Below are 13701 nucleotides of genomic sequence, written 5' to 3' on the forward strand. Positions count from 1 at the left end.
TGAAGAGGAGAAATTCTATGTCCGGGTACAGAGTAAGCAAATACAACATTTATTTGGAAATGAAGCGGGATCAGAATAAAAAACTGATGATTCAGGGAATTCGCGGAGCCTTTGATATTGTGGATCATTCCATCGCTGAAATTCTGGAAAAAGGTGAAGCGGATAGCAGCGTGCTGGATGCCATCAGCATTGAGGACAAAGAGGTTCTGGCCAACAGAGGATATATTACCACTCTAACAGATGAGGAAGAGTATAAAGTGATTGAGAGAATCAGTCACACCTTGAACGCCAGCAGCCGAAAAAATTTATGTATTACCATCATGCCTACCTATAACTGCAATTTCAGATGTGAATATTGCTTTGAACAAAATTTGCTGGCTAAAGGTAAGGAGTTTCTTAATAAGAAAATATCAGTAGAAACAGTGGATGCGATCTTTGTCCAATTAGCTAAATATAAAGCTGAGGGTTATAAAATCGGGAGTGTCTACTTATTTGGCGGAGAGCCGCTTTTGAAAAGCAGTAAGGATATTGTAACTTACATATGCGAAAAATGCCGGGAAATGAATATTCCTATCAGTTGCATCAGCAACGGTTATTTTCTGAATGAATATGTCGATTTGATCAATGAATATAAGTTTCAAAAAGTTCAAATTACAATTGACGGAATCGGGGAAGAGCATGATAAGCGAAGATTTCTGGTAGGGGGACAGGGAACGTATGACAGAATAAAAGCCAACATCAGCTTAGCGTTGGAAAAAGGTAATAATATTTCATTGCGAACCAATGTCAACCGTAAGAATACCGATTCCGTAAAGGCTTTAATTGAAGAATATCAAAAAGAAGGCTGGATCGGCAAACCTAATTTTCATTATTATTTTAAGACAAATATCAGATGTTATGAGCAGGAGGACGAGAACGCCCTCTCTGATGTGGAATTGATGCAGCAGTTAGGAGAGTATGTAGGCCAGGGCACGGACCGCTTTAACCTGAACAGTATTTACAGCGGATTAGCCGAAGGGATTAGATATATGCTGCAAAATAACAGCTATGCACCGCTCCGTTCAGGTTTTTGCGGTGCAAATACAGGAATGTACACGATAGATCCATTTGGAGATATTTATCCTTGTTGGGATGTGTTATCCGAGGCGGACAGCCGTATTGGCACGGTAGATGTTCAGCAAGGAGAATTTGTCCTTACTGACGTACATAGTACCTGGAAAGACAGAACGGTAGACCGTATCAGCGATTGCAGCAAATGCAGATATATGCTGTTTTGCGGCGGCGGCTGCTCTGCCCAGGCTAAAGTAATGCACAATGACATGAATCAGGTGTATTGTGATGATTTTACTGCTCTTTTTGATGAGGTTGCCGTGGATCTGTGTGAAGAATATTCCGCTGTGCCATCATAGGCGCTCCACAGATCATTAAGCAATAATTAGTCTTTCTAACCAGAAAGGAGGTGGATTATGGTTCCTATTGTTACTCTGAATCAGCACCTGGAAGGGGACATTGAAGACATCGAGAAGATGATTGTGGAGATGGTAGCAAGGGAAGAGTGTTCCTGCACCGGCAATGGCTGCGGTGGGGATGCTTGTGGCATCAAATAAATCAAACGAAAGAAGTGTGGACAATGAACCGGATTGAATCCCTGAACCGCCAGATTGAAATGAGCAGTGAGGATTTCGAGGATATGATTGCCGAGTTGGTGGAAAGAGAAGAATGTGCCTGTACGCTGGATGGATGCGGAGCTAAAGCCTGTGGCGTGAATTAAGCCCAATTAACAGGTTACAGAAAGGATAAGCATATTATGGAGATTAAGATGCTGAACCAAGAACTTGACACTGACAGCCAGGAAATGGAGCAACTGATATCGGAGCTGGCTGAACGCGGAGAAATGGCTTGCACTGGAAATGGTTGTGGAGCGCAAGCGGAAGGCCTTTAACCCTACTAATGACTCTACCTGCTTAGAAAGGAGCGTAACCTGTGATTACTTCTATGAATTCTGCGATCGACAATGAAGAACTGGACTTATTCATGAATGAGCTCGAAGAAAGAGATGAGATGCTGTGTTTTTTTAATGCCTGTGGCGCCGCTGCCAACCCATGTGGTGGCCAAGCCTGTGCCGCCGGCTGTGTCGGTATTTCTGTCTGCTTCCTGGGGCTGCACGTAGCCTAAATATTAGATGGCAGACCGGACTGCAGGCTGAGTTCTCGTGTTGGTTCGGTCTGTTAAGGGGATACGGCCTAAACAAGAAGGGAGAGGAACTTATGAATACAGCTACCCCAGTCAACAGCTATTCATGGAGCAACCCTGTCCTTAAGGTGAAGGAAGAAGTGGAAATTTCAGTATTTGACGATGGCAATGAACAGCCCTGCTATCTGATTACGATGAACGGACGTCAATGGAAGGTATCAGAGACTATTTATTATATCCTGTTCAGCATGGACGGCCAGCGGACGGTGGAAGAACTGCAGGAATTTTTGCATGATCGTTATTCACTGAGAATCAGTAAGCAGAAATTGGAGCAAGTCATTGAGCTAACTTTAGTCCGTAATGGAATTCTGGAAGGTACGATAGCTACAACCGAACCCCCTCATAATAAAATGATGTGGGGCAAATTCACTTTGCTCCGTCCAAGTGTAATCGCAAAGCTCAAAATTTTTATTTTTTTATTCCATAAAAAGACGTTGACGGGTCTTAGTTCCCTTGCTGTTATATGGCTTGCCTATATTTTATTCGCCTATTCCAATACACAGGTAATTGGCAGCATGTTCAGTCTGGGTATCAAGGATATTGCCTTATGCGTATTTTTTATTTTTGCAACAGGATTGATTCATGAGTTTGGTCATTCCATTGCAGCAATGTCCTATGGTGTTGCTCCAGGCAGAATTGGTGTTGGAGTATATTTTGTGATGCCGGTAATGTTCTCGGATGTCACTAGAATTTGGAGAATCAAACGTCATCAGCGTGTAATTGTGGATTTGGCAGGAATGTACCTTCAATGTGTTTTCTTGATGCTGTCCTTCCTGTTCAATGCGCTATTCTTGCATAGTCATCTCTTGAATATAGCTATTTTACTCTCTGGATTTACGATTCTCGGCAATTTTAATCCTTTTATCAAATTTGACGGGTATTGGGTGCTGGTTGATTATCTGGGGATTACAGAGGTGAAGACAGTTATATATCAATTATGGGCCAATCTGTTTTATAAGGTCTTGGGCAGACCGGCAGTTCCAGTTTTACTGAGTAAAGGAAAAAAAGCCGTGATGTATATATATTCGTTGCTTACCGTGTGCTTTTTCGCATCGTTCATCCGGTTCCTGGTAGAGAGCTGGATTCTGGCGTTCCACAACCTCAGCCATGATATCACAGCTTTGTTAAAGCTGACTCCTTCACAGGTCAATATCAGCTTTGCTGAAGCGGTCAGATATTTGTCTGACAGAATCACTACATATATTGCCTTGTTCTTTTTCCTGAATCTGGTTTGGCGTTTTATGGTCAAGAAAGTGCTTCTTCAAATCAAAAAAAAACGCACGCGTGTGCCGGAGGAGGTACGCTGTGCAGTTGATTGAAACCTACCGCCAGATTGCACGGAGAGAGATGCTGGATTGCAGAATTAAGTCTCTTCAGGAATGGGTCCGGCACTACGGCTTAAATCTTCATTCCTATGAAATTATGCTGTTAAGTGAAAGCTATACCTTCATGTATGACCGAATCAAAATACCCGGGGTAGCCATTGAGGCATTGCCTTACGCTGTAGCATCACAGAATCAGGTGGAAATCCGTTTTTTCCGAAATTTAAATATCCAATATCATCAGGAGCATATATCCGGTGATCTTCCGGGCTGGGAACAGTTCAAGCGCTTAATAGATCAAGACATTCCTGTGTTGTTCAAAATTGACAGCCGCTTCCTGAGAGGGGCTGAGGATGCTGCTCCTCGAGCACTCAAACTTAACCTGTATTATCTGTCTACCTTATTGCTGGTTGGCTATGATGAAGAACAGGATCAGGCGCTGGTCGTGTTGACCAACGATGATGAGCGGGAAAGCGTGAACGAAATCAGTATAGGTGAATTCCAGACCTACAGACACTCCAGTTGCGTACCGTTCTCACCGGGAGGCTTGTGCTATTATTTGAAGCCGAATGATGGGGACGCCGGAATTCGTTCTCCTGACATTAGGGAGGCTGTACTCAACAGTATTATTGCGACCACGAATATCATGCTGAACGAAGGCGAGCGGCCCCAATCGGATCTAGGGCTATTTATTGGTGAATCAGACTCCTGGGGGATTCAGGGCATGAAGAGGCTGCAAGAGGATTTACAGAGGCTGCTGCTTCAATGCAAGACCCAGGGCAACTCGGCGATTATCCGGCTAAAGATAGTTTTTTTGCGCAACAATCTGTTGTTCGGGAGTTATTCTGCATTCCGAGAAGAGTTTGGACGATGCATAAAATACTGTGCTTTAAAATATAATGTACCTTATTTGTATGATACAGGTTGCGAGTTTGCCCAAATAACATCTTTATGGAAAGAGCTCTTCACCTTGTTCAGCAGGATTGCACATAATAAAGGAGAACTGGCCGCAAATCTGCTGCAGGCTCTTCAGGTTTGGGAGAAGATTATTGTATCAGAGCAGCGACAGTTTACAGCTATCAAAACTATTTTCAGCACCGCTTCTATGTAGGGATTAACTGCTAAGAGGAAATGGAGCGTTAAATATGAGCAGAAAAAAAATCTTTATCCTGTTGTCTGCCGGATTGCTGCTGTTAATATCGGTCGTGCTTATTGGGGCGGGCTTCCTTGGTCCTGATGTCAGAGTGGGATACGGCGAAAACAGCTATGGGAACAAACTGAACGCCTCTTTCTATTATTTTAACGGTACTAACACTAAAAAGCTGAAATTCAACAAAGGAGACCAAGTCAAGATGACTTACTCCATTGAATTATCCAAAGGAACCCTCCAGATGAAAGTAAGGGACGAGGCTGACAACGAGGTTTTTCTCAAGACAGAGGGCTCAGGAGAGGTCGACTTCATTGTAGATAAGACCCAAAATTATGAAATCGAAATCAAGGCTATAAAAGCAAAAGGCAAATATACGCTAGATTGGAGCAAATGAAGGCAGTCTACACTCCTAACCTATTCTTTCTGTAAAGGTGCTGGCGTACGTGAAAATAATTACAAAATACATCCTCAAACATATGGCTGCGAACCGGCTAATCAGTCTGTTAATCGTTATTGCCTTGACCCTCTCTACTGCAATGATTTATTTGAATATGACGGTCAAAGATCAAATGCTGTTGCAGTATAAGTCGATCCTTCAGGGAACATACCAGGATTTTAATTACTATGTATATAAAAGCAACGTCTCCAGCGAGCAGGATAGGTATTTTAGTGTAAATGAGCTGAATTTATCCAATCTAAAGGTCAAAAACCTACTGGGGCTTACAAAAGCTCCCGGTGCCGGCCAATTAAAAGAGGGAGTCACTCCGCTGAATATCTATGGCATGGACTTAAGCCTGGTACTGGAAAACAAGCTGCTGGTACTTAAAGAGAGGAAGGCCGGCTTTGATCCTGCCGCTAAGCAACAAGTGATTATCAGTCAGCGTGCAGCGGAAAAGTATGGTTTTCATATTAATGATACCTTACAGGTATCCACTCTGGCTGGGGAACAAAAGCTGATAGTGGGCGGAATTGCTGAGAATAAAGGCTTATATTTGAAGGAAAATAATAAATTGATGTTATTCTCTTCTCCTCAATATGTAGGATATTTAAATGGAATGGGAGACAAGGTGTCAGGTGTCTATGTCCAGAAGGACCTTGCGATGGCACCGGAGCATTTCGACACCCAGTTTAGGGCTGATAATCCAGCTTTTACTGGTGACATGCTTGCCGATGAGGCTGCCATTAAGGCAGAGCTGGAGAAAACCAATCAGTTGCTGTTTATTGTTTTGCTCGCGGTAATTCTGATGGTTTTCTATTTAAACGCCAGTAATACCAGGATCATTGTGGCCAAAAGAATGCCCGAAATAGCAACCTTCCGCAGCATTGGGGCCACCCGCTTCAGAATGAATCTGATTCTGCTTGCTGAACATGCGCTATATGGATTGTTTGGCGGTATTATTGGTGTAATTGCAGGAGTTCTTCTGAAAGAGCCAGTGATGTCCGCTCTGGGCTCCTACGGGGGGAAGGCTTCCTATTTGAATATTCCGGATAAATTTGAAATTCGATATGTAGTATATTCGCTGGCTTTGACAGTGATTTTTCAGATTCTGGTCTCTATGTATGGAATTCTATCGGCAAGCCGCCAATCGATTAGAGCCATTATGCTGGATACTGTGTATGCCAAGGCCAGAGTCTCCAGGCCAAGAAGTCTATGCGGGCTCGTCCTCTGGGGATGCTCCATTCTTTTGTATATTGTCAATACAGAGTATAGCCTGCTGCTGGCAGGTCTGGTATTTATACTGCTGCTGACAGGTACGATTTGTATGCTTCCTTGGCTTATTAGAGGCTTATCCAGAATTCTCTCCAGGATAACAAGATTGCGGGCTGGAGCGAGCAATCATCTGTGCAGCAAGAATCTTGCGGGCAGCAAAACCATTCACTCTAGTATTACACTGGTAACAGTCACTCTATCTATAATGCTAATCATCTATTTAACAACATTATCGATTAATCAGGTATTTTCACGGGTGGGCGAGAGCTTTGAAGGGGATATTCAACTGACGGGCTTGTCTGAGCGCGCTGACATGTACAGCAGACTTGAACTTGTGGAAGGGGTGCAGTCCCTTCAGCCTGTATACTACAGCTTCAATAATATTACGGTTAATCATCAAGCCATGAATATAGGCATCTTTGGGATGGATCATGAGATGCTCGGAATCAAGGATACCTCGGATAAAATGAGTGGACTGTCAGCAGGAGAAGCTTTGATCGACAAATATTATGGGCCTCGCAACCAACTGGACATCGGTGACCTGCTGACCCTGAGGAGTGCAGGGAAGGAGGCATTTACAGTGAAGATAGCCGGCTATGTGGATGCTGGAGAATTCACTTCAAGCAGAAATGTAGTTGTGATCTCTCCAGAGCAATATCTGCAAAAAGTGAGCCGGATTCCAGCCACCATTGAAATCGGGATTACAGGAAAACCGGAGCAGGTGAAAGATCAGTTGATCCGGATACTGGCTGGAACAGGAGTCAATGTGCAGACTGTGAAGGAGTTCCTGGACGGCAACAAAAGTGAGATTGATTCTTTATTGTCTTTGATCAACCTGATTATAGGCTTGTCTGCCTTGATTGCCTTTACGGGCGTGCTCATTAATCAACTGATCGGATTTCTTCAGCGTAAAAAGGAGTATGCAGTTTTATATTCCCTCGGAATGAGCAGGTCACAGTTGAAGCGGATGGTTGTTATGGAGCTAGCCGGAACCTTTGTGACAGGCTGTTTGTTTGCCGGAGGTCTTGGCCTGGTTCTTGCAAAGGCGCTGGAGCAGATTCTTTTTTGCATCGGTGAATACGTAAGCATAAGCTTGGATGTGGCGGCCGCCTGCACATTACTGGGGGGGATGTTCCTTCTTCTGATGATGGCTTCAGCGTTGTCGATCCGAAGAATCCCAAGCTTGAATGTCGTCCAGGAATTGAAATACGAATGAGCCAAAATGGGAAAAGGATGGGATAGGGTGACGGCTATTATGGAGTGCCTTGCATTGAGCAAACGGTATGAGCATCATACCGCGCTTGATAATATCAACGTGACGGTGGAGCAGGGAAGGATTGTCGGATTGCTCGGACCCAACGGCAGCGGCAAGACAACTCTGCTCAAGCTGATCAACGGTCTGCTGGTGCCGTCGAGTGGAGAGGTGAGAATCAATGGAAGGAGCCCAGGCATAGAAACCAAGCGGCAGATCGCTTTTCTTCCTGAGAGGAATTGTCTGAACAATTGGATGAAGGTGCAGGAGCTGGTCGCCTTTTACAGCGATTTCTATCCAGACTTCAGCCGCAGCATGGCCTATGAGTTACTAAATAAACTGAATATCAACTCCAGTTCCCGATTGAAGACCCTCTCTAAGGGGACAAAAGAGAAAATACAAATTATTCTTGTGATGAGCCGTGATGCAGAGCTATACTGCCTTGATGAGCCAATCGGCGGGGTAGACCCCGCATCCAGAGACTATATCATCGATACGATTCTGAAATGCTATAACCGAAAAGCCTCCATTTTAATTTCCACCCATCTGATTGCGGATATCGAGCATATTCTGGATGATGTAATCCTTATCGATCAGGGATGCCTTGTACAGGCGGCGGCAGCCAAAGACATCAGGACCGGAAATGAAATGACTGTCGATCAATATTTTAGGAGGCTTTATGCTAAAAAAACTGATCAAATATGATTTTAAATCAACGATGAGGTATATGTTTCCTGTGTATCTGATTTTCGTCTTTTTTACAGTATTGGCCTGGGGAACGACCCGTTGGAGCGTATTTTCTGGAGTCTTCGCATTCATTCCTGTTGTGTCCAAGCTGACCTATGAGCTGATGCTGGCAGCGGTCATTCTTATAACATACGCTCTGCAGGCTATCCGGTATTATACCAGCATGGTTACTGATGAAGGGTATCTAACCTTCACTTTGCCTGCTCCTACCCGGAACTTGACCCTTTCCAAGCTTATAACCGCAGTAAGCTGGAATGCTGCGACAATGCTGCTGGTGCTGGCTTCGCTGGCGGTAGTCTTTTATTCCCCAGACAATTCTCGAGTTTTTAGGGAAGCATTGGAAGGTTTTTTTCAATCAGGAACGGCTGGCCCGGGGACGAGGCTGGTTATAGCTGTAAGCTCAATAGTAGCTATATACATGGTTTCTTCCATGACCATTAATTTATTTATGTACACGGCTATAGCCTTGGGACAAATTCTTATGGGTAAAAACAGACTGGCAGGCACTTTTATTGCAGGCATTGTCGTCTATATTGTAATGCAAATTCTGCTGGTGGCTCTGCTGGTGCCGACTATATATCTGCTCGGACTCCATACCGTGAATCAGAGCGGCAATATGTTGTCCTTGATTGGGATATGTGTATTGTTTCAGTTGTTGATCTGCGGTCTTATGTACAGCACGATAAACTATATTTTCATCAAGAAATTAAATTTAGAATAAGGGCAATGGATTAGGAGGGGACCGTCATCTCATTACTTGAACTGAATCATGTTTACAAGCAGTACAAGGATGCTGTTGTTCTGAAGGACGTATCACTAATCATTGCAGAGGGGGAATTTACCACAATAATGGGCTCGTCGGGCAGTGGGAAAAGCACACTCCTGTACATTATGAGTGGTATGGAGTATCCAACCAGCGGGACTGTCCACTTATCTGGACGCGATCTTAACAAATTGTCGGACAGACAAAAAAGTAAAATTCGCCAAAGTGAAATAGGCTTTGTATTCCAGAACTATAATCTTGTTCAAAATCTGACCGTGGAGGAGAACATTGAGCTGCCGGTTCTGTTAGCAGGCAGAAAGAGAAGCACTGCCGCATCTAGGCTGGAGGAACTACTGGAGCTTCTGGCACTGACAGAACATAGGCGGAAGCTTCCTGCGCAATTGTCAGGAGGGCAGCAGCAGCGGGTGGCGATTGCCAGGGCAGTTATTAATAATCCCCCGTTGATTCTTGCCGATGAGCCTACTGGAAATCTGGACACCGCCTCGGCGGTTCAGGTGATGGAAATGCTGCAGCAGCTTAACCGGATTTGGCAAACAAGCATTGTACATATCACCCATAATGCAGAATTGATCGGCTATGGCACCAGAAATATAGTCGTCAAGGATGGACAGTTGGTATCGGATACCTTGTTAGCTGCTGATTCTCGCATTGCCATTGTTGGAAACTCTTAAGGAGACTGGTCAAATGAGTGAATTAGAGCGAATCGCCATGTTCATGGGAGGAGCAGATAGTATCCCTGAATTTCTGTCTCACAGTGCAGGGAGATACCGCCATCAAACAGCGGTTGAGGCCAAGCAAGACGGCGAGAGGCTTCAAAAAACATACCTGCAGTTAAAGTCTGATTCGGATGCACTGAGCGCTGCGTTTGAAGCGAGGGGGCTGAGCCAAAAACATGTTGCTTTTATCGGCGGTTTGAGCTACGAGTGGCTGGTTGCTTTTTTTGGAGTGACAGGCTCTAGCAATATAGCCGTTCCTATGGACAAGGATTTAAGCCTGGATGATCTGGTAACCCTGGTTCTTCAGGCCGATATATCCATGTTGTTTGTAGATAGCAGCATGTCGCACATTGTACAGCAGTTGAGGCACAGTTGCGAAACTCTGGAAGTGATCGTGTGTTTTCAAGCGGGAGGCCCCTTTCCAAGTATAGCTGAATTCATAAGAGATACCCGGTGCAGCGAGAAACTTAGGTCCACTCATGTGGATGCAGATCAGACGGCTATGATTGTCTTCACCTCAAGTGAAACAGGCGGCTACAAAGGCGCAATGCTCTCCCACCGGAATATTTGCCATAATATCATCTGCTCCGTCTATCTGGCTGGCATAGAAGCCTTTGAGCCCGGAGGGTGCACAGTTGTCGTATTGCCGCCGCATCATATGTTTGCCGTTACGTCAGGGATGCTGGTTCCGCTGTTGTTTTACGGCTTGACGCTGTGCCTTAGTGGCGGGTTAAGCGGCTATCTGAGCAGTATACAGCAATTCCGCCCCTCGGTGCTCTTTATGGTTCCCATGCTTGTGGAAGGCTTACATAAGCGGATCTCGCGAGAGGCAGCAAGGACGGGGCAGTTGAACCTTGAATTTTTTGGCGGACAGTTGCGTACGATTATTTGCGGCGGGGCTTATCTGGACGCGGAATGGGTGGTGAAATATAAGAAGCTGGGAGTTAACCTATTGAACGGATACGGAATTACCGAATGTTCACCGCTTGTCTCCTGTAACCGGCCTAACGGGATCATCAGTCATTCTGTGGGGCTGGTTGGGCCAGAGCCATATTGCCGGGTACGAATCGAAGATGACGAGATTCAGGTTCAAGGAAGTATTGTGATGAAGCAATATTACAAGGATTGCAAGAGCACAGCGGAGGCTTTTGACCAGGGCTGGTTTAGAACGGGAGATTTGGGTTATCTGGATCAGCATAATTACCTCTATATTACAGGGCGCAAAAAAGACCTTATCATTCTGAAGGACGGCAACAATATTTCACCGGTGGGAATAGAACAAAGTATCGAACGGCACCCATTAGTAGATCAGTCACTGGTTTATGCGGACGGTAAGAAGGGTGGGGAGACCCTGGCGGCCATCATACACCCTGATTATGATTATGCAGTTAACAACGGATATACTGATGTGAGGTTAGCTTTAGACGAACTCATACAGATGCTAAATGACAATTCGCCTGCATTCAGACGGATTCGGAGACTAGAGGTAAGCGAGAAGCCCTTCGATAAGCTTGCATTGAAGAAGGAGCTAAGAGCGCCTACTAGAATAACCAGAGAGAAGGTAAATCATGATTAGAGAACAGAATGACGAGACGATGCTGAAAATCAAAACAGTGATCTCTCCATTTACAGATGTTGATATTCAGGAGATTCAGATGGAATCCAAGCTGATTTGCGATCTGGGGTTCACTTCCTTTGATTTAGTATGTCTGCTGTCTGTACTGGAAGAAGAATTCGGTCTGAAGGTCGATGAGAAAATGCTGAAAGGTATTCAAACGGTGGAAGATGTGAGGAATGCAGTCTTAAAGCACCAGGCGTCAAGCCAGACAGTTCTAAAAACCGAATAGAAGAGGTGAAGAGGATGACAGTATTGATGAAGAAAGCTGTTCTGAATGAAGAGGCCTTAAGTGCAATGCAGCAATGCGATTTAAGCGAATTGGCCGGATATGTGGGGGAATTTTTTCAAGGTAAGAATGAGAGCTTTACGTACAACCCGGCCGGCGGCAATTTTTATATGAGCAGTTTCTTCCCCTCCTTCCCCAGCCCTGCCTGGAATCGGCTGATCGCTGGTATTCATGACATTGTCTATGAGGACAAGCGAGTTCCGCTTCAAGCTGATATTGTGGTTACGGGAAGATGCCATTGCGACTGCTGGCACTGCTTCAGAGCCAAATACGGACAAGAAGATATGAGTCTGGATAAAATTAAGGAATGTATGAATGCTTTAGCGGAGCTCGGGGCTGCTTCGGTGGGAATTACTGGAGGGGAGCCTATGCTGCGGACGGACATTATGGAGATTATCGGAGCCATACCGGAAGGAATGGAAGGGGTTCTATTCTCAACCGGTCTTGGCATTGATGATGCTTTTGCGCTCAAGCTGGAGCATACCCGTTTGACCAGATGTATACTGAGCCTGGATCATTTCGATGAGGAAATTTGCTGTAAGCTCAGACGTAACCGTAACGCCTTCAAGGATGCTGTACAAGCCATTCAAGCACTGACGGCTAAGGATATCTATACGGCTGTGACGGTCTGCATTACGCATGAATTGATGAAGGAAGGGGCATTGCAGCAGTATTTCGAATTTGTCGGGGGGCTTGGGGTTCAAGAGGTGCGGGTAGTGATGCCTATTCCGCAGGGTAATCTGGAAGGTCAAGAGGTAGGCAGATTTTATGGAAAAGCCATGGGATTGTTGAAACAGCTAAAACGAGAAAATGCAGCCAATGAGGCATTCCCGGTCATTATTAATTTCTGCGAGTTTGAAAGCTCAGATTACTTTGGATGCGGTGCAGGCTCCAATTATATTGCGATTAATAATGACGGCCATGTGTCGCCATGCGTCTCAGTGCCCTCCTCATTCGGAAGCGTATATGACCATACATTGGAGAAAATATATAATGATATGGGAGCCATCTTCTCCAGCTCCAATTGTGCCTGCTTCGGAATTTCATCCAGCAGTGTCATTGCCAAAGAAAATATTGATACTTCCTTAACGCCGATGCCGCCTGAGTTGTCCGTTGAGGTTGCCAAAAAATGCAGAGTTTCAAGTGAAAGAGCGGGCATATTCAGATATTGTGCCTCCAAAGGCCGGCCTAAGGAGGAAGCGGCGGGTGAAGCTGAGCTTGAATTACCGAGTTCTGTCTAGGTTATATGATGTATGTGATTTGCTGTTCTTCAGCCGACCCGGAAGGAGTCCCCGCCAAGCCTTATTAGGCTTCTTACCGGATGAACCGGTCCATATCCTTGATATCTGTGCGGGCACAGCCAGCAATGACATTCTGATTGCAGAGCAGAAATCCAATGCTACGGTGGTCGGAATTGATAATTCCAAAGAGATGCTCTCCATAGCCCGCAGGAAAATAGCCAAAAAAAAGCTTCACGGTGTGAACATGCTTGAAATGGATGCCGTGAAGCTGGAATTTGCCGGATGCTCTTTCGATGTGGTGATTATTTCATTGATATTACATGAGATGGGAAAACCCTTGGCCAGCAAAATGCTAAGCGAAGCACGGAGGGTTGTAAAACCGGAGGGAATGATCTTAGTAGTTGAGTGGGAGCAGCCTCAGGGCTTGTTTCAGAAATGTATGTTCTCCATCATTAAGCGGCTTGAATTCGATAACTTTGAACACTTTTTGAAAAAGGATCTGAAACAGTATTTTAAAAATCACGGATTCAGTATCGAAAATGTGAAGCACTGCGATTATACGCAAATTCTCCAGCTTAAAGTCCAGTGAAATTATGACCGTCCTGAAACGATAGGACGGCC

General features: G+C 45.0%; 16 protein-coding genes. All 16 read left to right on the top strand.

The features are described 5' to 3' along the window. Positions 1–17: 17 nt before the first annotated feature. The 16 genes from MKX63_RS08435 to MKX63_RS08510 all read left to right on the top strand — a co-directional run bounded on the left by MKX63_RS08435 (position 18) and on the right by MKX63_RS08510 (position 13669). A complete protein-coding gene (locus MKX63_RS08435) occupies positions 18–1409 on the top strand; it encodes a radical SAM/SPASM domain-containing protein (RefSeq protein ID WP_341016456.1) in 1392 nt (463 codons plus the stop codon). A 57-nt stretch (positions 1410–1466) separates the two neighbouring features. Further along, positions 1467–1607, top strand: a complete 141-nt coding sequence (locus MKX63_RS08440) for a hypothetical protein (protein WP_341016457.1) — start codon at positions 1467–1469, stop codon at positions 1605–1607. Between the two features lie 23 nt (positions 1608–1630). Then, the gene (locus MKX63_RS08445) at positions 1631–1771 is read left to right on the top strand and encodes a hypothetical protein (protein ID WP_341016459.1); all 141 of its coding nucleotides are present in this window, start codon (positions 1631–1633) and stop codon (positions 1769–1771) included. Positions 1772–1807: 36 nt separating this feature from the next. Continuing rightward, positions 1808–1942, top strand: coding sequence for a hypothetical protein (locus tag MKX63_RS08450; protein ID WP_341016460.1), 135 nt, complete (start codon positions 1808–1810; stop codon positions 1940–1942). 41 nt (positions 1943–1983) lie between these two features. Then, the gene (locus MKX63_RS08455) at positions 1984–2175 is read left to right on the top strand and encodes a hypothetical protein (RefSeq protein WP_341016461.1); all 192 of its coding nucleotides are present in this window, start codon (positions 1984–1986) and stop codon (positions 2173–2175) included. A gap of 92 nt (positions 2176–2267) precedes the next feature. After that, a complete protein-coding gene (locus MKX63_RS08460) occupies positions 2268–3572 on the top strand; it encodes a hypothetical protein (protein ID WP_341016462.1) in 1305 nt (434 codons plus the stop codon). Further along, entirely contained in the window at positions 3559–4686 is a 1128-nt protein-coding gene (locus MKX63_RS08465) for a BtrH N-terminal domain-containing protein (RefSeq protein WP_341016463.1), read from the top strand. The genes MKX63_RS08460 and MKX63_RS08465 overlap by 14 nt, the downstream gene beginning before the upstream one ends. A 34-nt stretch (positions 4687–4720) precedes the next feature. Next, positions 4721–5119, top strand: coding sequence for a hypothetical protein (locus MKX63_RS08470; protein ID WP_341016464.1), 399 nt, complete (start codon positions 4721–4723; stop codon positions 5117–5119). 49 nt (positions 5120–5168) lie between these two features. After that, positions 5169–7652: an ABC transporter permease gene (locus MKX63_RS08475; RefSeq protein ID WP_341016465.1), complete on the top strand. Its 2484-nt coding sequence runs from the start codon at positions 5169–5171 to the stop codon at positions 7650–7652. 27 nt (positions 7653–7679) lie between these two features. Then, a complete protein-coding gene (locus MKX63_RS08480) occupies positions 7680–8393 on the top strand; it encodes an ABC transporter ATP-binding protein (protein ID WP_341016466.1) in 714 nt (237 codons plus the stop codon). Further along, positions 8368–9156: a hypothetical protein gene (locus tag MKX63_RS08485; RefSeq protein ID WP_341016468.1), complete on the top strand. Its 789-nt coding sequence runs from the start codon at positions 8368–8370 to the stop codon at positions 9154–9156. Before MKX63_RS08480 ends, MKX63_RS08485 begins: the two co-directional genes overlap by 26 nt. A gap of 80 nt (positions 9157–9236) precedes the next feature. Then, complete coding sequence (locus MKX63_RS08490; protein WP_341018572.1) at positions 9237–9890, top strand: ABC transporter ATP-binding protein; 654 nt, start codon at positions 9237–9239, stop codon at positions 9888–9890. A 13-nt stretch (positions 9891–9903) separates the two neighbouring features. Next, positions 9904–11511 (top strand): AMP-binding protein, encoded by a 1608-nt coding sequence (locus tag MKX63_RS08495; protein WP_341016469.1) that lies wholly within the window; start codon positions 9904–9906, stop codon positions 11509–11511. Further along, positions 11504–11782, top strand: coding sequence for an acyl carrier protein (locus MKX63_RS08500; protein WP_341016470.1), 279 nt, complete (start codon positions 11504–11506; stop codon positions 11780–11782). Before MKX63_RS08495 ends, MKX63_RS08500 begins: the two co-directional genes overlap by 8 nt. 26 nt (positions 11783–11808) lie before the next feature. Further along, positions 11809–13080, top strand: a complete 1272-nt coding sequence (locus MKX63_RS08505; protein WP_341016472.1) for a radical SAM/SPASM domain-containing protein — start codon at positions 11809–11811, stop codon at positions 13078–13080. Continuing rightward, positions 13046–13669: a class I SAM-dependent methyltransferase gene (locus MKX63_RS08510; RefSeq protein WP_341016473.1), complete on the top strand. Its 624-nt coding sequence runs from the start codon at positions 13046–13048 to the stop codon at positions 13667–13669. Before MKX63_RS08505 ends, MKX63_RS08510 begins: the two co-directional genes overlap by 35 nt. Positions 13670–13701 lie beyond the last annotated feature (32 nt).

This window comes from Paenibacillus sp. FSL R7-0179 (assembly GCF_038002265.1).
Classification (GTDB): domain Bacteria; phylum Bacillota; class Bacilli; order Paenibacillales; family Paenibacillaceae; genus Paenibacillus_AQ.